This window comes from Micromonospora endolithica (assembly GCF_003626595.1).
Taxonomy (GTDB): Bacteria; Actinomycetota; Actinomycetes; order Mycobacteriales; family Micromonosporaceae; genus Micromonospora; species Micromonospora endolithica.
The window spans coordinates 1-15,561 of record NZ_RBAK01000017.1; the positions used below are offsets into that span (position 1 = coordinate 1).

General features: G+C 73.9%; 18 protein-coding genes. 8 read left to right on the forward strand and 10 right to left on the reverse strand.

The genetic code is table 11. The features are described 5' to 3' along the window. Positions 1–273 precede the first annotated feature (273 nt). The 3 genes from D7223_RS28725 to D7223_RS28735 form a co-directional block, all read right to left on the reverse strand. A complete protein-coding gene (locus D7223_RS28725) occupies positions 274–594 on the reverse strand; it encodes an antibiotic biosynthesis monooxygenase family protein (protein WP_120732125.1) in 321 nt (106 codons plus the stop codon). Between the two features lie 165 nt (positions 595–759). Continuing rightward, a complete protein-coding gene (locus tag D7223_RS28730) occupies positions 760–1,557 on the reverse strand; it encodes an exodeoxyribonuclease III (protein ID WP_120732333.1) in 798 nt (265 codons plus the stop codon). Between the two features lie 88 nt (positions 1,558–1,645). After that, a complete protein-coding gene (locus tag D7223_RS28735) occupies positions 1,646–2,560 on the reverse strand; it encodes a proteasome assembly chaperone family protein (RefSeq protein WP_120732127.1) in 915 nt (304 codons plus the stop codon). 407 nt (positions 2,561–2,967) lie between these two features. Between D7223_RS28735 and D7223_RS28740 the strand changes: the two genes are divergently transcribed. The 3 genes from D7223_RS28740 (at position 2,968) to D7223_RS28745 (ending at position 4,854) form a co-directional block, all read left to right on the forward strand. Next, a complete protein-coding gene (locus tag D7223_RS28740; protein WP_120732129.1) occupies positions 2,968–3,810 on the forward strand; it encodes a peptidase M23 in 843 nt (280 codons plus the stop codon). 104 nt (positions 3,811–3,914) lie between these two features. Further along, entirely contained in the window at positions 3,915–4,058 is a 144-nt protein-coding gene (locus tag D7223_RS33120; RefSeq protein WP_186832236.1) for a hypothetical protein, read from the forward strand. 43 nt (positions 4,059–4,101) lie between these two features. Beyond that, positions 4,102–4,854 carry an EcsC family protein gene (locus D7223_RS28745; protein WP_120732131.1) on the forward strand — a complete coding sequence of 251 codons (753 nt, stop codon included), beginning with the start codon at positions 4,102–4,104 and terminating at the stop codon, positions 4,852–4,854. A gap of 73 nt (positions 4,855–4,927) precedes the next feature. Here the strand turns inward: D7223_RS28745 and D7223_RS28750 are convergent, their stop codons facing one another. Together D7223_RS28750 and D7223_RS28755 are read right to left on the reverse strand one after the other, a co-directional pair. Then, positions 4,928–5,776: a GDSL-type esterase/lipase family protein gene (locus D7223_RS28750; RefSeq protein ID WP_120732133.1), complete on the reverse strand. Its 849-nt coding sequence runs from the start codon at positions 5,774–5,776 to the stop codon at positions 4,928–4,930. 118 nt (positions 5,777–5,894) lie between these two features. Further along, the gene (locus D7223_RS28755) at positions 5,895–6,566 is read right to left on the reverse strand and encodes a TetR/AcrR family transcriptional regulator (protein ID WP_120732135.1); all 672 of its coding nucleotides are present in this window, start codon (positions 6,564–6,566) and stop codon (positions 5,895–5,897) included. 105 nt (positions 6,567–6,671) lie between these two features. On the opposite strand from D7223_RS28755, the gene D7223_RS28760 reads away from it, so the two are divergent. Beyond that, positions 6,672–7,847 (forward strand): FAD-dependent oxidoreductase, encoded by a 1,176-nt coding sequence (locus tag D7223_RS28760; RefSeq protein WP_272948772.1) that lies wholly within the window; start codon positions 6,672–6,674, stop codon positions 7,845–7,847. Between the two features lie 60 nt (positions 7,848–7,907). Here D7223_RS28760 and D7223_RS28765 read toward each other — a convergent pair whose 3' ends face one another. Beyond that, positions 7,908–8,513: an antibiotic biosynthesis monooxygenase gene (locus D7223_RS28765; RefSeq protein WP_120732137.1), complete on the reverse strand. Its 606-nt coding sequence runs from the start codon at positions 8,511–8,513 to the stop codon at positions 7,908–7,910. A 332-nt stretch (positions 8,514–8,845) separates the two neighbouring features. Here D7223_RS28765 and D7223_RS28770 point away from each other — a divergent pair, with 332 nt between their 5' ends. From D7223_RS28770 to D7223_RS28780, 3 genes are read left to right on the forward strand one after another with little or no spacing between them, the layout of a single operon-like run. After that, positions 8,846–9,109 (forward strand): DUF6343 family protein, encoded by a 264-nt coding sequence (locus D7223_RS28770; protein ID WP_120732139.1) that lies wholly within the window; start codon positions 8,846–8,848, stop codon positions 9,107–9,109. Positions 9,110–9,121: 12 nt separating this feature from the next. Continuing rightward, entirely contained in the window at positions 9,122–10,534 is a 1,413-nt protein-coding gene (locus D7223_RS28775; protein ID WP_120732141.1) for an NADP-dependent succinic semialdehyde dehydrogenase, read from the forward strand. Positions 10,535–10,574: 40 nt separating this feature from the next. Further along, a complete protein-coding gene (locus tag D7223_RS28780) occupies positions 10,575–11,540 on the forward strand; it encodes a TIGR03885 family FMN-dependent LLM class oxidoreductase (RefSeq protein ID WP_120732143.1) in 966 nt (321 codons plus the stop codon). Positions 11,541–11,572: 32 nt separating this feature from the next. Here the strand turns inward: D7223_RS28780 and D7223_RS28785 are convergent, their stop codons facing one another. The 3 genes from D7223_RS28785 to D7223_RS28795 are packed head-to-tail and all read right to left on the reverse strand — an operon-like array spanning position 11,573 to position 14,150. Continuing rightward, complete coding sequence (locus tag D7223_RS28785; RefSeq protein WP_120732145.1) at positions 11,573–12,100, reverse strand: GNAT family N-acetyltransferase; 528 nt, start codon at positions 12,098–12,100, stop codon at positions 11,573–11,575. A 56-nt stretch (positions 12,101–12,156) separates the two neighbouring features. Further along, complete coding sequence (locus tag D7223_RS28790; RefSeq protein WP_147252549.1) at positions 12,157–12,909, reverse strand: SDR family oxidoreductase; 753 nt, start codon at positions 12,907–12,909, stop codon at positions 12,157–12,159. Beyond that, positions 12,906–14,150, reverse strand: a complete 1,245-nt coding sequence (locus D7223_RS28795; protein ID WP_120732149.1) for an MFS transporter — start codon at positions 14,148–14,150, stop codon at positions 12,906–12,908. Before D7223_RS28795 ends, D7223_RS28790 begins: the two co-directional genes overlap by 4 nt. Positions 14,151–14,251: 101 nt before the next feature. On the opposite strand from D7223_RS28795, the gene D7223_RS28800 reads away from it, so the two are divergent. Continuing rightward, on the forward strand, positions 14,252–14,683 hold the full coding sequence (locus D7223_RS28800; protein ID WP_120732151.1) for a GNAT family N-acetyltransferase: 432 nt from the start codon (positions 14,252–14,254) through the stop codon (positions 14,681–14,683). A gap of 34 nt (positions 14,684–14,717) precedes the next feature. Here the strand turns inward: D7223_RS28800 and D7223_RS28805 are convergent, their stop codons facing one another. After that, the gene (locus tag D7223_RS28805) at positions 14,718–15,251 is read right to left on the reverse strand and encodes a DUF6817 domain-containing protein (RefSeq protein ID WP_120732153.1); all 534 of its coding nucleotides are present in this window, start codon (positions 15,249–15,251) and stop codon (positions 14,718–14,720) included. Positions 15,252–15,561 lie beyond the last annotated feature (310 nt).

A 15,561-nucleotide genomic window follows, 5' to 3' on the forward strand; every position in this document is an offset into this window, starting at 1 on the left:
GATGGCCTTCGGATTCCACTCAGCAGACGCCCTCATCGCCCTGGCCATGCTCAGCCTCGGCGGCCACCGACCCCAACTCCCCGGAAGATGATCACCACCGACCCACGAATCAAGCAGAAGACCCATATTTATGTCCCTCAGAAATATCGCCTGGCGAAGTCATGCCCGCGGGCCGGCCCGGGCAGAGGCGACGAAGGCGGCTGTCCCGAACCAGCACCACTCCCGAGGGATTGTCCGCCACCTCGACACAGCTCAGTTGGACCAGGGATGCCGTCAGGCGCGCGGGGTGACCTGCTGGACGACCTCGAACTCCAGCAGGGTGGCGCCCGAGGCGACCGGGGGCCGTTGCTGCTCGCCGGGCGGGGACGCGTGCGCGGACCGGGCCGGACCCGCGGCCCACGCCTGGTACGCCTCCTCGTTCTCCCAGCGGGTGTACACGAAGTAGCGCCCGTCCCCGGCCACCGGGCGGAGCAGTTCGAAGCCGAGGAAACCGGGGGAGTTCTCGACCGCGCCGGCCCGGGCGGCGAAGCGCTTCTCCAACTCCTCCCCGGCGCCGGGCGGGACCTCGATCGCGTTGATCTTCACGACTGCCATGCCCCCACCCTAGTCAGCCCCGCGCGCCGTGGTCGGCAGCGCGGCGGGGAGCGGATGGCTTTTCGATCTAGCCTCCTAGGACAGCTTGCGGGTAGTGAGCGGTCGCACCCGGCCTACGGGGTTGGCACCGCCGGCCGATCTGCCCGCCGACAACCGGGCCGCGGGTCAGAACGACTCGACGGTGGGCACCAGGTCGGCGTCGACGACGATCGGGGCGTGGTCGGAGGGGCCCTTGCCCTTGCGGGCCTCCCGGTCCACGTACGCCGACCGGACCGTGCGGGCCAGTGGCGCCGAGGCGTACACGAGGTCGATCCGCATGCCCTTGTTCTGGTGGAACATCCCGGCCCGGTAGTCCCAGTACGTGTACGGGTGCGGCCCCTTCATCGGCGTGGGCACCACGTCGGTCAGGCCGAGGTCGCGCAGCGCCGCGAGGGCGGCCCGTTCGGCCGGGGTGACGTGGGTGGAGTGCGTGAACAGCGCCGGGTCCCACACGTCGGCGTCGGTCGGCGCCACGTTGAAGTCACCGCACACCGCGAGCGGCAGGCCGCGGGTCAGCTCGGTGTCCAGGGCGTCGCGCAGGGCCGCGAACCAGGCCAGTTTGTACGCGTAGTGCGGGTCGTCGGGGGCGCGGCCGTTCGGCACGTACACCGACCAGACGCGTACGCCGCCGCAGGTCGCCGACAGGGCCCGGGCCTCCGGCTCGGGGAACCCGGGCTCGTCGGGGAACCCGACCGTGACGTCGGTCAGGCCGACCCGGGACAGGATCGCCACCCCGTTCCAGCGACCGTCGCTGTGACTCGCCACGGTGTAGCCCAGCGCGCCGACCTCGTCGGCCGGGAAGGCGCCGTCGGGGCACTTCGTCTCCTGAAGGCACACCACGTCCGGCTCGGTGCTGGCCAGCCAGTCGAGCAGTCGGGGCAGGCGGGCCTTCACCGAGTTGACGTTCCACGTCGCCAGGCGCATGTCACCAGCCTGCCCCATCGCGCCTTCGGGTGTTAAGAAGGGGCCCTTCCTCTGCACGAGGCGTTAAGAAGGTGCCCTTCCTTCCCCCTCAGGGGGTGTCGTTGGGGCGGCTCTGCTCGGCGAGGAACCGTTCCAGTTCGGCGCCGAGTTCGTCGGCGGTGGGCAGTGGTCCGCTGTCCGGCGCGAGCAGGTTCTTGCCGCCCCGTCCCCGGGCGAACGCGTCGTACTGCTCCTCGAGGGCGCGCACCAGTGCGCCGGCGTCCTCGGTCTGGGCGACCTGCCGGTCGATCTCCACCCGGACGACCTCCGCCGCGGCCCGCAGCCCGTCGCCGGGCAGCAGCAGGCCGGTGCTGCGGGAGATCGAGCTGAGCAGCACCTCGGCGGCGGCGGGGAACTCGGTCTGGGCGACGTAGTGCGGCACGTGCGCGGCGAAGCCGAGGGCGTCGCGGCCCTGCTGGCCGAGGCGGTACTCCAGCAGGTGGCCGACGCTGCCGGGCACCTGGACCCGCTGCAACCACGGCTCGTAGCCGGCGATCAGCTCGGGGCGGGTGGCGTGCGCGGTGACCCCGGTGGGCCGGGTGTGCGGTACGGCCATCGGGATCGAGTTCAGGCCGACGGTGAGCCGGACGTCGAGCCGGGCGGAGAGCCCGGCGACGGCGGCCACGAACCGTTCCCACTGCAGGTCCGGCTCCGGGCCGGTGAGCAGCAGGAACGGGGTCTCGTCGTCGTCCTGGAGCAGGTGCAGCTCCAGGGCGGGCTCGTCGTACGCCTCCCAGTGGTCCTCGACGAACGTCATCACCGGCCGGCGGGACCGGTAGTCGAACATCTGGTCGAGGTCGAACCGGGCGACCGGGCGGGCGTCCAGCGAGCTGAGCAGCTGTTCCCGGGCCAGGCGGGTGGCGCTGCCGGCGTCGACGAAGCCGGTGAGGGCCTGGATCAGGACCGGCTGACCGAGGTCGGGCAGTTCGTCGGTGAGCTCGTAGAGCTCGTGTGGGTCGAGCACCGGTGCGGACCTCCCTGGGAAGTGCCAACGGGTCGCCGAATGTCGACGGCACCCGGTTCTCCGAACGTACCCACCATCCTCCTGCATTCCTTTCGAGGCGGATCCGGCGGTCCCGGCTCCGACCGGGTGGGCGGCGGCCGGGTGCCGGCGAACCGCCTAGCCGGACGGCCGTGGGTGGCTGGCCGAACGGTGGATCTGGTGGGTGGTGGTCGGGTGGGCGACGATTCCTCCCCGTCCGGCCACGGGATGGCCGGTCCGGGCCGGACCGGAGGTCTGCCCGGTTGGGGAGGTCCGTTCCCGGCTCGGCGTCACCGGGTGGGAACGTCCGCCCGTTCGGAGGGGATTCGTGAGGAATGCCACGAGATCACCATGAGTGATCGCGACGACCTCCTGCCTAGCCTCGGCAGATGCGTTTTGACCGCCCCCTCGATGACCAGCTCACCCACGGTGACGCCGCTGACCGTTCGGACGATACCCCGTCGTCCGGACGGCTGGCCACCCTCGGCGCGTACACCCGGAACCTGCTGCGCGGGCCCGGCCGGGCCCGGATCGCCCTGGCCACCGGCGTGGTCTGCTGCCTCGGCCTGACCGCGGTGGCGCAGACCCGTCCGGAGACCGCCGCCGACGCCGCCCCGGCCGACCCGGTGGCCGCACCGGCGGAGCGGGTCGTGCCGGAGGCGGCCTCCCGCGCCCAGCGGGTCGCGCCGCAGCCGGCCGCCACGCCGTCCGCCACGCCGTCCGCCTCGGCCACCGCCGATCCGGACGTCAGCCCGAAGCCCAGGCGCAAGCCGAAGCCGGTCGACCCGGCCCCGGTGGCCGGCCTGGACCGGGCCCAGATGCGCAACGCCCAGGTGATCGTGCGGACCGGCCAGAAGATGGACATGCCGCGCCGCGCGCTGGTGATCGCCGTCGCCACCGCGATGCAGGAGAGCACCCTCTACAACTACGCCAGTGGGGTGCTGCCGGAGTCGCAGCGGTACCCGCACCAGGCGATCGGCTGGGACCACGACTCGGTGGGGCTGTTCCAGCAGCGCCCGAGCAGCGGCTGGGGCGAGGTCGGGCAGCTGATGGATCCGGCGTTCGCGACCCGGCAGTTTCTCGCCGCCCTGGCCCAGGTGCCCGGCTGGCAGCAGATGCGGCTCACCGACGCGGCGCAGGCGGTGCAGATCTCGGCCTTCCCGGAGCACTACGCCCAGCACGAGGCGCGGGCCGCCGAGGTCGTCGCCGCGGTCGTGTCGGCCGCCCAGTAGGCTTCCTCCGACCACTGTGGACGGTTGTGGATCGGGCGTCCTGGGTACAGATGTTGTCGCTGCCGGGTACACATGATGCAGGCAGCACCGACAGGAGGACGAAAATGTCACTGATGCAGCGGATCACCATGTTCCTGCGCTCGCCCAAGGGTCAGCAGCTGGTCGACCGAGGTCGCCGCGAGCTGGCCAAGCCCGCCAACCAGCAGAAGCTGCGCGGGCTGGCTGCCAAGATCCAGAAGCGCCGCTGACCCGCCCGCCGTCCCACCCTCAGGTGACCCCCGGGAGATCTCTGTGACCGATTCCGCGCCCACCGACGGTCAGCCCGCGGTCCCGCCGCCGCGTCCGCCCTCGGTCGCGCCGACGTCGCCGTCGGACGCGCCCGAGGCGCCACCGGCCGGGCTCTGGGACCGGATGCGGGAGGACCCGCAGTACGCCCCGGAGCACCTCGCCCTGGAAGCGGTGCGCCGGCTCGGGCCGGAGGCGGCGCAGTGGGCGGCCCGGGTCCGCGCCGAGCAGCCGGCGGCGTCCGCGGAGACCCTGGCGGACCAGGCGGTACGGAAGTTCGTCAACCGGGCCCGCCTCTCCGGGGCGGTGTCCGGCGCGGCGGGACTGCCCGGCGCGGTGATCGACGTCGGTGTGCTGGCCTGGACCCAGGCCCGGATGGTGCTGCACGTCGCCGCCGCCTTCGGGGTGGACCCGACGCACCCGGACCGGGCCACCGACCTGCTGGTGTTGCAGAAGGTGCACAAGGTGGCCGAGAGCGCGCGTCTCGCGCTCGGGGTGGCCGCCGGCCGGGAGCGGGCCGGCGCCCTCTTCGGCTCCGGCGGGCAGAGCCCGCTCGGCAAGGTGATGCTGCGCCTGGGCATCCGGCTGGCGCAGATGGCCGGTGTCCGGGCCGCGAAGCGGGTCTTCGCCAAGGTGGTGCCCGGTGCGGCGATCGTCCTCGGCACCTGGGCCAACTCGTCGGCGACCAAGGATCTGGCCGAGCGTTCCCGGGCGCTCTACCGCCAGCACGGCGGTGTCCCGGAGCAGCGGCGCCCCTGACGCTCGGGCGACGCCGGCCGCGCCGACGGCCGGCGCCGCTGTCCGCCCGACGGCCGGTCGCGGGGCTGGCTGTTCAGCCGGAGATGCCCCAGGCGCGCCAGGCCACGGCGGCGAGCTTGTCCTGGCCGGCGGCATTGGGGTGGAACCAGTCCAACTGGTTGATCAGCTCGGGCGTGAACCGCACCTTGTGCGCCGCGCCGCCGTCGTACCTGCAGCGGGACCCGTACGCGCGGCACGCCGCGGCGAGTTGGGCGTTGTACGCGGTGATCCGCTCCCGGACGGTGGCCCGACGTGCCCGGTCCAGCGGGTCGTCGGAGGTGGGGTTGGCCAGCAGGGCCGGGCAGATGCCGCGCCGCCAGACGCGTACCGCCCGCTCGTTGGTGTGCCCGACCTCCCAGAGCCGGTGCAGGTCCGGGATGCTCACCACCAGCACCCGGGCCTTGGGCCGGCCGGTCCGCAGCACCCGCAGGCCCCGGTCGACGTCCTTGCGGAAGTCGGCCACCGGCGTCATCACCTCGACGCCGCCGCGGCAGACGTCGTTCGCGCCGATCAGCACGGTGGCCAGGTCGACGCGGTCGCGTACGGCGGCTTCGGCCTGGCCGGCCAGCGCGGACGCCCGGGCGCCGGGACGGGCGTGGTTGTGCGCCTTGCCGCGCAGCGCGGCGTTGTCGTCCAGCAACCGGCGGTAGACGCTGTCCACCCGGGACCCGTCCCCGGTGGACCAGGAGTTGCGCTGGCACGAGGTGAGCACGAGGCAGGAGCCGAAGCCGGTGCTGATCGAGTCGCCGAGGGCGGCGATGCCGCCGGCCGTGCCGGGTGCGGCCGACCGGGTCGGCCGGGGTGACGCCTCGCCACCCCGTTCGCAGGCGAGCGCGACCAGCGCCAGCAGGCAGGCGACGGCGGCGACCCAGCGTCGAGGCATGACTTCCCCCGTAGCGCAGCGGAGAGCGACAGCCCGGTAACTCTATGCGCGGGTCTCCGGTGGGGTGGGCTGCTGTCGGCTATGCGGCAGAAGGCTGCCGCTGGTGAGGCTGTCCGTGCTAGGCCCGTCCGCTGCGGTGGGCGCTCCCCGTGGTGAAGGCGCCGACCAGGTCGGTGATTGCCCGCCGGGCGCGGGCGGCGTAGTCCGGGTCCGGGTCGGCGTAGCCCCGGTCCGGGTCGGCGTCGTCGGGGGCGCCGTCGTCCGGGTTCGGCGCGGCGGCGAGGGCGAGGTGGTGCAGGACGCCGACCGTGGCGAGCGCGAGCGAACCGGGTCGGGCGGTCGCGGCGAGCCGGCCCCGCCGCTGCTCGTCGGCCAGATAGGTCGTCACGGCGCGCTCGATCGCGTCGAGGCCGGCGGTCCGGTCGCCGAGCACCGCGTGCACGCGGCCGACCAGTTCCGGCCGTGCGGCGAGCAGCCGGGCCGTGGCCAGGGTTGTCGTCCGCGGTGTCGCCAGCAGGGTGTCGCAGACGTTGTCAACGACGCTGCCGGTGCCGGCCCGCGCGGCCAGGGCCGCCGCCCGGGCGGAGACCAGGAAGGCGCGGTCGGTGGCGTACGCGGTCAGGAAGTCGTCGAGGTCGGCGAAGTGCGCGTACAGCAGGCCGGTGGCGACCCCGGCCGCACCGGTCACCGCCCGACCGCTCAGCCGGGCCGGGCCGTGGCGGACGATGACCTGCTCGGCGGCGGCGAAGAGCTGCTGGCGGACCTCCGGGATGGCGACACCTCTGGGCATGCCGTCCAGCCTATGCGTGCCCCGGGCCTTGCGGCAGGAATGAGCAACGGCTCATACTCGGCAGTATGAGCAAGCGCTCATACTGATCGAGGGGTGGGGACAGCGGTGCCGAAACAGGTCGGACGGGTCATCGTGGTGGGTGCCGGGATCGCCGGGCTGGCGACCGCGCTGCGGCTGCACCGGGCAGGCTGGGACGTGCGGGTGGTCGAGCGCGCCCCCGGTCGGCGCGGCGGCGGCTACCTGGTCAACCTGCTGGGCGTGGGCCACAGCGCCGCGCAGCGCCTCGGTGTGCTGCCCGCGCTGGCCGAGCGTGATCTCGGCATGTTCACCTCGATCCTGGTCACCGCCGACGGGCGGGAGAAGCTGCGGATTCCCCCCGCGTTCGGGCAGGCGGCCCTCGGCGGGCGGGCGGTCACCGTGTTCCGGGGCGACCTGGAGTCGGTGCTGTACGAGGCGGTCCGGGACCGGGCGAATATCCGCTTCGGCACCACGCCGCGGTCGGTCACCCAGGATCCGGACGGCGTCGAGGTCGGGTACGACGACGGCACGACCGAGCGCGCCGATCTCCTGGTCGGTGCCGACGGGGTGCACTCCGGGGTCCGGGAGATCGTCTTCGGTCCCGAGGCGGACGTCCGGGTGGACCTGGGACATCTGGTCGCCGCGTTCCCGCTCGACCGGGTTCCCGACGGCGTCCCGGTGGGTGCCGGCACCACCTACATCGGCCCGGGGCGTACCGCGGCGGTGATCAACCTGGGGCCCGGCCGGTCCTCGGCGTTCTTCACCTACCGCAGCCCGGACCCGGAGGCCGAGCGGGCGGCGGGAGCGGTGTCCGCACTGACCGGGGCCTTCGGGGACCTGGGCGGAGGTGTGCCGGACGCGCTGAGCCAGCTCGCGGCGGATCCGCCGCGCGCCTACTTCGACGCGGTCAGCCAGGTGGTCACCGACCGGTGGAGTCGCGGCCGGGTGGTGCTGCTCGGCGACGCGGCCTGGTGCGTCTCGCTGTTCGCCGGCTACGGCGCGGCGCTGGCCGTCGCCGGAGCCGACCGGCTCGGCGACGCGCTGGACGAGCACGGCGGGGACGTGCCGGCAGCGCTGGCCCGCTGGGAGGCTTCCCTGCGCCCCGAGGTGCGCCGCAGGCAGGCGGCGGCCCGCCGCGGGATGAGCCAGTACGCCCCGGCGACCCGGGCGCACGTCTGGGTGCGGGACCTGAGCATCCGCGCCGTCCTCCTGCCGGGGATCCGTGGCCTGGTCCAGCACGCCGTCCGGCGGGCCAACCGCTGAGGCGGTTCCCCGGCCGTGGGCATGCCGCCGGCTGCCGGCGTGCCGCCGGCGGTGCAGCCGCTAGCGGCGCCAGGGTGCGGGCTGGCCGTGCAACCACCAGTGCAGCGCCCGGGTGATCCGGGGCAGCACCAGGTAGGTCATCAGCGGCGTCAGGGTGAGCGTCATGATCAGCACCCGGGCGGCCAGCGGCACGTCGGGGAGGAAACGACTGGTCAGTAGCGTCGCGGTCAGGCTCAGCGGGAAGAACGCGAGCCAGATCGTCACCGCCTGCTTCCAGCGCGGCGGGGAGGGCGGCGGCACGGTCGGCTCGGCGCTGACCGGCACCGTCCGCGTGACCGGGTCCGGCGTCGGGTCGAACCAGCCCTCGATGCCGGTCCGCTTCTCCACCCGGGTGTGCTCCACGATGCCCTGCGCCGAGGTCAGCCACCAGCGCCGCTGCGGGGAGTCCTCCCAGCGGCGCAGCGTCTCGTCGTCGGCGAACCGGTAGAGCATGTGCCAGTCGCCCGAGCCCGGCGCGCTGCGGACCCAGCCGGCCCCCAGGAAGCCGGGAAACGCCTCGGCCAGCGCGGTCCCGGCGCGCATCCACGCCACCATCTCGTCGGTCCGGGCCGGATCGGCGCGCCGGGCGATGGCGACGGTCACCGGCACCGCGTGGGTCAGGGTCATGCCCCCATGGTCCCCGCCCGCGCCGCCGGACCCGGCCTCACGAGCCGTCGGTGTAACGCACCCCACGCCGGCCGTGACCCGCCCTGCCCGTTCGTGTCGGGGGTGTGTGATGCGCTCGGTGCATGAGTGGAGACGACATCCTCGTGCTCGGCGCCACCGGGACCACCGGCCGCGCGCCGACGGAGTTCGCGGCGTACGCGGCGCGGGCGGCGGCCGGTGGCGCCTGGCGGGACCGACCGGCTCACCCGCCTCGGCGGCGGCCGCGATCGGGTGGGCCGCAAGCAGTGACCGGTGGCCCGGTTAAGCCCGCGCGGGGCGGGTAGGCCGGTGTGATGACGAGATCGCAGCCCCGGCGTGCCCGTGGCACGGTCGGCCACGCGTACAGCGCGCTCAACCTTCGACTCGTGCTCGCCGGGTTCGGCCTGGTCACCATGACGGTCTTCGCCGTGCTGGCCTTCTGGGCCGGCGTGGTGTGGCTGGGGGTGGTGTGCGCGGTCTTCGCCGTGGTCGCCGTGGTCGACCTGGTCGTGATCCAGCGCCGTCGTGCCGCCCGCCGCCGGGAGGAGCCGGGCGTGCGGCACTCGCTGTTCGAGTGACAGGAGTACGCCATGCCCATCGCCACCACCAACCCCGCCACCGGACAGGTGCTCAAGACGTACGAGGCGATGTCGGACGAGCAGGTCGACGCCGCCATCGAGCGGACCGACCTGGCGTACCGGCGGTTGCGCGGCACCACCGTGGGACAGCGGGGGGAGTGGCTCGTCGCGGCGGCCGACCTGCTGGACGCCGAGCGGGACGAGATCGCCCGGATCATGACCACCGAGATGGGCAAGACGTACGCGGCGGCGAAGGCCGAGGTGACCAAGTGCGCGTCGGCGTGCCGCTTCTACGCGGAGAGGGCACCGGAGTTCCTCGCCGACGCCCCCGCCGACGCCGAGGCGGTCAAGGCCACCCGGGCGTTCGTCCGGTACCAGCCGATCGGGCCGGTGCTCGCCGTCATGCCGTGGAACTTCCCGCTCTGGCAGGTCATGCGCTTCGCCGCGCCGGCCCTGATGGCGGGCAACACCGGCCTGCTCAAGCACGCCTCGAACGTGCCGCAGACCGCCCTGCTGATGGAGGACCTGTTCCGCCGCGCCGGCTTTCCGGAAGGGGCGTTCACCACGCTGCTGGTCGGCTCCGAGGCCGTGGACCGGATCCTCAGCGACCCCCGGGTCCGGGCGGCGACGCTGACCGGCAGTGAGGGCGCCGGCCGGTCGATCGCGCAGATCGCCGGCCGCGAGCTGAAGAAGACCGTCCTGGAACTCGGCGGCAGCGACCCCTTCGTGGTGATGCCCTCGGCCGACGTGGACCGGGCCGCCGAGGTGGCCACCACCGCCCGCTGCCAGAACAACGGCCAGTCCTGCATCGCCGCGAAACGGTTCATCGTGCACACCGACGTGTTCGACGCGTTCGCCGAGCGGTTCGCGGCGAACATGGCGGCGCTGCGGGTCGGCGACCCGATGGACCAGAGCACCGACGTGGGCCCGCTGGCCAGCGAGCGCGGCCGGGACGAGATCGACGCACAGGTCCGCGACGCCGTCGACAAGGGCGCCACGGTGCTCTGCGGCGGCCAGAAGCCCGACCGGGACGGCTGGTTCTACCCGCCGACCGTGGTCACCGACCTGACCCCCCAGATGCGGATGTGGTCCGAGGAGGTGTTCGGTCCGGTGGCCGGCCTCTACCGGGTGTCGTCGTACGACGAGGCGATCGAGGTGGCCAACGGCACCGCCTTCGGCCTCGGCGCGAACGCGTGGACCCGGGACCCCGAGGAGCAGGAGCGGTTCGCCACCGACCTGGACGCCGGCAACGTGTTCGTCAACGGGATGACCACCTCGTACCCGGAACTGCCCTTCGGTGGGGTGAAGAACTCCGGCTACGGGCGGGAACTGTCGGCCGTGGGCATGCGGGAGTTCTGCAACACCAAGACCGTGTGGATCGGCGAGGGCGCCGCCACGGCCGGGGCGGGCGCGCACGCCGAGTAGGTCGCTTAGCCGGACACCGTCCTGGGTACAGAGGACGCCCATGACGGTGTTCGGCTTCCACGCCTCCCACGAGCAGATCCACCCGAGCCGCCTGCTGGAGGCGGTGGTCCACGCCGAACAGGCCGGCTTCGGCGCGGCCATGTCGTCGGACCACTTCTCGCCGTGGAGTGAGCGACAGGGGCAGTCCGGGTTCGCCTGGTCGTGGCTCGGCGCGGCGTTGCAGGCCACCAACCTGCCGTTCGGGGTGGTCAACGCGCCCGGTCAGCGCTACCACCCGGCGATCATCGCCCAGGCGATCGGCACCCTCGGCGCGATGTACCCGGGCCGGTTCTGGGCCGCGCTGGGCACCGGCGAGGCCAGCAACGAGCACATCACCGGCGACGGGTGGCCGCGCAAGGACGTCCGCAGCGCCCGGCTGCGTGAGTGCGTCGACGTCATCCGCGCGCTGCTGGCCGGCGAGGAGGTCAGCCACGACGGGCTGGTCCGGGTGGACCGGGCGAAGCTGTGGACCCGCCCGGAGCAGCCGCCGGCGCTGATCGGCGCCGCCGTCAGCGTCGCCACCGCCCGCTGGTGCGCCGAGTGGGCGGACGGCCTGATCACCGTCAACGCCCCGGTGGAGCACCTGCGAAAGATGATCGACGCCTACCGGTCCGCCGGCGGGCGCGGCCCGCTGCACCTCCAGGTGCACGTCAGTTGGGCGCCGGACCAGGCCGAGGCCGAGGCGATCGCGTACGACCAGTGGCGCAGCAATGTCTTCGCCCCGCCGGTCTGCTGGGACCTGGACACCGCCGAGCACTTCGACGTCGTCTCCGCCCAGGTGCCGCTGGAGAAGGTCACCGAGGTCGTCAACGTCTCGGCCGACCTGGGCCGGCACGTGGGCTGGCTGGAGGAGTACCTGGCACTCGGTTTCGACCAGATCGCCCTGCACCACGTCGGGCAGGAGCAGCGGGCCTTCATCGACGCCTTCGGCGCCGACGTGCTGCCGAAACTGCACGCCGCCAGCTGAACCCCACGCCACCCGGCGCGGCGCGGGCGGGTTCAGGAGAGGCGGCGGGTCAGGACCTGGCCGGGCCAGGGGGACCGGCCTTCGCGGGGCACGGTGAACCGGTCGGTGGGCGTGTAGCCCTGCCGTTCGTACCAGCGGACCAGAGCCTGGTCGTCGCCGGCGTAGCAGTCCACCCGTACCAGGCGCACCCCCCGGTCCCGGGCCAGGCGGGCGGCGTGCGCGAGCAGCCGCCCGCCGATCCCGCGCCCGGCGTACGCCCGATCGGTGACCAGCAGGTTCACGTACAGCTCGGGTTCGGTCGGCGGCGGCACGTAGGCGGTGGCCGCGCCGACCACCAGCGCGCCCACCGCCCGATCGCCGATCATGGCGAGCCAGAGGCCGCCGCCGGCCGCCCACGCGTCGGCCTGGGCTACCCGCCGCGGATCCGTCGAGGCGGGCTCGGCGCCCCACTGGCCGGTGCGGCCCCGGGCCCCCAGCCACGCGGTCGCGTCGTCGAGCAGGCGCAGCACCGTCGGAGCGTCGGCGGGGCCACCCTGGCGCGGGATCACGTCGTCGGTCATGGTGCCGATCCTGCTCCCGCCGCTCGGCGGCTGGTGCGCCCGGGGTCGACGCCGGTTCAGCCCCGGTTGATGATCGAGAACAGGCGCTTCGGGGCCACCCGCGCCCCCAGCCGGGAGACCCGTCCGAGTCCGATCGCGATCTCGTCCCGGCCCGCGTCCAGGCTCCGCATCGCCCGGCCGACGAAGTCGTCCAACGGCATGGCCATCGGTGGCGGTGACGGCAGATCGCGGTGCAGCGGTGTGTCGACGACCGGAACGACGATCTCGACGACCTGGACGGTCGACCCGGCCAGCTGCCGCCGCAGGCTCACCGTGAAGGAGTGGACCGCGGCCTTCGTCGCGGAGTACACGGGCGCCGCCGCGAGGGGCACGAATCCGAGGCCCGAGCCGATCTGCACCACGCGCGCTCGGGGAGCCCGGCGGAGCAGGGGAAGCGCCGCCGCGGTCACGTTGACGAGCCCGGTGAAGTTGGTGTCGATCTCGGAAGTGACGTCGGCCGGTCCGGGCGGCTCGGTGGCGGAGAAGTCGAGCAGCCGCTGGATCCCGGCGTTGTTGACGAGGGTGGTGAGGTGGGGAACTCCTGCCGCCACCTCTGCCATGCCCCGGGTGACGGACCTCGGGTCGGCGACGTCCATGACGACCACCGACATTCCGGGATGCCGTTTCGCCAACTCCTCCAGCCGTTCCCGGTTGCGCCCCGTGACGATGACGCGGGCCCCGCGTGCGTGGAAGCGCATGGCCATGGCCGCGCCGATACCCGAACTGGCTCCGGTGATGAGGACGATTTCGTCAACCACGGGTCGTGTCACGTGCCGATCCTGCTACAACCGCCGCCGGTCCGCGCCAGGGCGTGCCGGACGAGCGCCGGTACGGCCAGGCCGGTGGCCGCGAAGAACGCCCCCAGGACCACCCAGCCGGGCGGGCCGAGGCCCAGCAGCGCCCAGGTCAGCACCGCCGGGCCCACAGCCCGGGCCAGGCCGGCGAGCAGGCCGTCGACACCCTGGTAGGCGCCGACCGCCGCCGGGTCGGCCAGGTCGTACGCCAGTCCCGCGCCGGCCGTGCCGTGCCACAGGTCGCCCAGCGTGTATCCGACGGTGGTGACCAGCAGCAACGCCACCGCCGCCGGAGTGGGCAGGCCCGCGGTGGCCGCCCACAGGGGCATCGCGGCGGCCAGCACCAGCCCCGCCCGACGCATCGTCCGCGCCGCCGACACCGCGTCCCGGGCACCCCGGCTGAGCCGTACCGCCAGAAGCACGGTGAGCACCGTGTTGACCAGCAGCACCGCCGACACCGTGACCGGCGGCGCGTCGGTGGCGTTCACCACCCACAGCGGTACGACCAGGGTCAGCACCACGTGGTGCAGGGACACCACCGCCGAGGCCGCGCTCACCGCGAGGAACGGCCCGTCGCGCAACGGTCGACGGACGGCCCGTCGTGGTGCCTCGCCGGTCGGGCGCCCCGGCGGGTACGCGGGCAGCCGCCGGATCAGCGCCGCCGACACCAGATAGGTCGCGGCGTTCCCGACGACCAGCAGCCGGTACGCCGTGGGCGTGTCCGCCGCCAGCGCGATCCCGGCGAGACCGGCACCGACCGCGATGCCCACGTTGGCCACCGCGCGCAGGGTGGCGAAGGCGTGCACCCGCCCGTCCGGCCCGCCGACCGCGGCGACCAGCGCGGCCCGTACCGCGAGGTTGCCCGACACCAGCAGCGCGTCCGCCGCCGCCACCACCAGCAGCACCGCGAACGAGTCGACCAGCAGGTACGACGCGGCGACCCCGGCCTGGAGCACCTGCACCACGGCCCGCACGGTGCGCGGGTCGCGCCGGTCGGCGAGGCGACCCAGCGGCACGCTCGCGGTGAGGCCGACCAGCCCGGCGACGGTCAGCGCGAGCCCCACCCGCGCCGGGTCCAGCCCGACGACCCGGGTGAGGTAGAGCGCGGCGGCGGCCACCCAGAGCCCGGAGCCGACCGTGTTGGCGAGGGTGGCCAGCGCGAGGGTGCGCAGCGGGCCGGGCGGCGGGACCGGCGACGCCCCCGACCGGCGGCTCACCCTCCGGACCGATCCGTCGACGCGCACGGATCGACCCTAGGCGCGGCGCGGCGGCGTAGGGTTCCCGACGGACGCGACGCCGATCACAGTGGAGGGACGCGATGCACCAGGTGCGGCGGGCCCGGCCGGAGGACGCGCCGGAGTTGGCCGGTCTGATCGGTGAGCTGGGCTACCCGGTCCGGGCGGTGGACGTGCGCCCGCGGATCGTCGGCCTTCCGCCGGACAACGTGGTTCTGGTCGCCTTCGACGGGACGGTGTTGACCGGTTGGGTGCACGGTCGCCACGGGCGGAGCGTCGTGCACGGCGACCGGCTGGAGATCGTCGGCCTGGGGGTGGCCGGCGACCGGCGGGGGCACGGCGTGGGCCGTGCGCTGCTGACCGCGGTGGAAGGGTGGGCGCGTGGCCGGGGCCTGCGCCGGGCGCAGGTTCTCTCCGGCGCGGAACGTGGGGCGGCGCACCGCTTCTACCGCCGGCACGGCTACCGGCGGATGAAGGCCGAGGAGGTCTTCGTCAAGACGCTGGCGGCCGGCTGACTGGGCGGGGCGGCAGCTCGCCCGCCGAGGACGGTCAGCGGTCGAGAACACGCCGGAGTCGCTCGACGAGCGGCGGTGACACCACCGGTGCCCACGAGCGGAACAACCCGCGGAAGTAGTCCCCGTGTCTGTCCAGGAGGCTCGGATCCTGCTCGATCACGTCGAGTTCGTTGACAACGCTCAGATCGACGTACGGCGTGAGCTGGTCGGCGTCGAGCCGGACGACCCGCCCGGTGAAACGGTCGGTGACCTCGCCGGTGGCCGCGAGCCCCTGCCAACTGCTCCTGCGGTCGCACGCTCCGTACAGGTAGACCAGGGCCTCCGCGGCGTGGCCGACGAGGTTCCGCAGCGTGGCGCGGTCGCTCCAGTCGAGCAGGGCCAACCCGAAGCCGTCGGTGCCGTAGGCGGCGTGGGTCAGGCCGGCTGACCGCAGGTCGGCCCCGTGGCCCAGGTCCGCGAGTCGTTCCTCGACCCGGCACAGGTGGGCGTAGAGGGTTCCACCAGGATGTTGGATGGTCTCGGTTCCCCGGCTACGCAGCCAGGCACGGACGTCGACATCGGCGCTCACCCTGTCACGGTAGGTCGCGCGCGGGAGCGTCGCAGTCCCGGAGCGCGCCGTTGGTCACCGGTCGGGCCGGTGTACGGCCGAGCGTGGTCCCCGCCCGACCAGTTCAGCGGTCCCGGATCCGCCGCGCCGGATCGTGCCCCCGCCCCGGCGGCGCTGGTCCCGCGGCGACCGCCACCGCCACCGCCGCGACCAGAATCCACATCGGCCCCCGATACCGCGATGCCACGACCGTCGGATCAACGCGCCGGTCGCCGATGAGTTCACCCTCGTGGCGACGTCGGTACCGTCAGACGACTCTCCGACGGAAGGA

Bases quoted from the DNA above. Each gene is read 5' to 3' on its own strand.
- D7223_RS28725 (WP_120732125.1), bottom strand. From the start codon at position 594: ATGGCAGTCGTGAAGATCAACGCGATCGAGGTCCCGCCCGGCGCCGGG.
- D7223_RS28730 (WP_120732333.1), bottom strand. From the start codon at position 1,557: ATGCGCCTGGCGACGTGGAACGTCAACTCGGTGAAGGCCCGCCTGCCC.
- D7223_RS28740 (WP_120732129.1), top strand. From the start codon at position 2,968: ATGCGTTTTGACCGCCCCCTCGATGACCAGCTCACCCACGGTGACGCC.
- D7223_RS33120 (WP_186832236.1), top strand. From the start codon at position 3,915: ATGTCACTGATGCAGCGGATCACCATGTTCCTGCGCTCGCCCAAGGGT.
- D7223_RS28750 (WP_120732133.1), bottom strand. From the start codon at position 5,776: ATGCCTCGACGCTGGGTCGCCGCCGTCGCCTGCCTGCTGGCGCTGGTC.
- D7223_RS28755 (WP_120732135.1), bottom strand. From the start codon at position 6,566: ATGCCCAGAGGTGTCGCCATCCCGGAGGTCCGCCAGCAGCTCTTCGCC.
- D7223_RS28765 (WP_120732137.1), bottom strand. From the start codon at position 8,513: ATGACCCTGACCCACGCGGTGCCGGTGACCGTCGCCATCGCCCGGCGC.
- D7223_RS28770 (WP_120732139.1), top strand. From the start codon at position 8,846: ATGACGAGATCGCAGCCCCGGCGTGCCCGTGGCACGGTCGGCCACGCG.
- D7223_RS28775 (WP_120732141.1), top strand. From the start codon at position 9,122: ATGCCCATCGCCACCACCAACCCCGCCACCGGACAGGTGCTCAAGACG.
- D7223_RS28780 (WP_120732143.1), top strand. From the start codon at position 10,575: ATGACGGTGTTCGGCTTCCACGCCTCCCACGAGCAGATCCACCCGAGC.
- D7223_RS28785 (WP_120732145.1), bottom strand. From the start codon at position 12,100: ATGACCGACGACGTGATCCCGCGCCAGGGTGGCCCCGCCGACGCTCCG.
- D7223_RS28800 (WP_120732151.1), top strand. From the start codon at position 14,252: ATGCACCAGGTGCGGCGGGCCCGGCCGGAGGACGCGCCGGAGTTGGCC.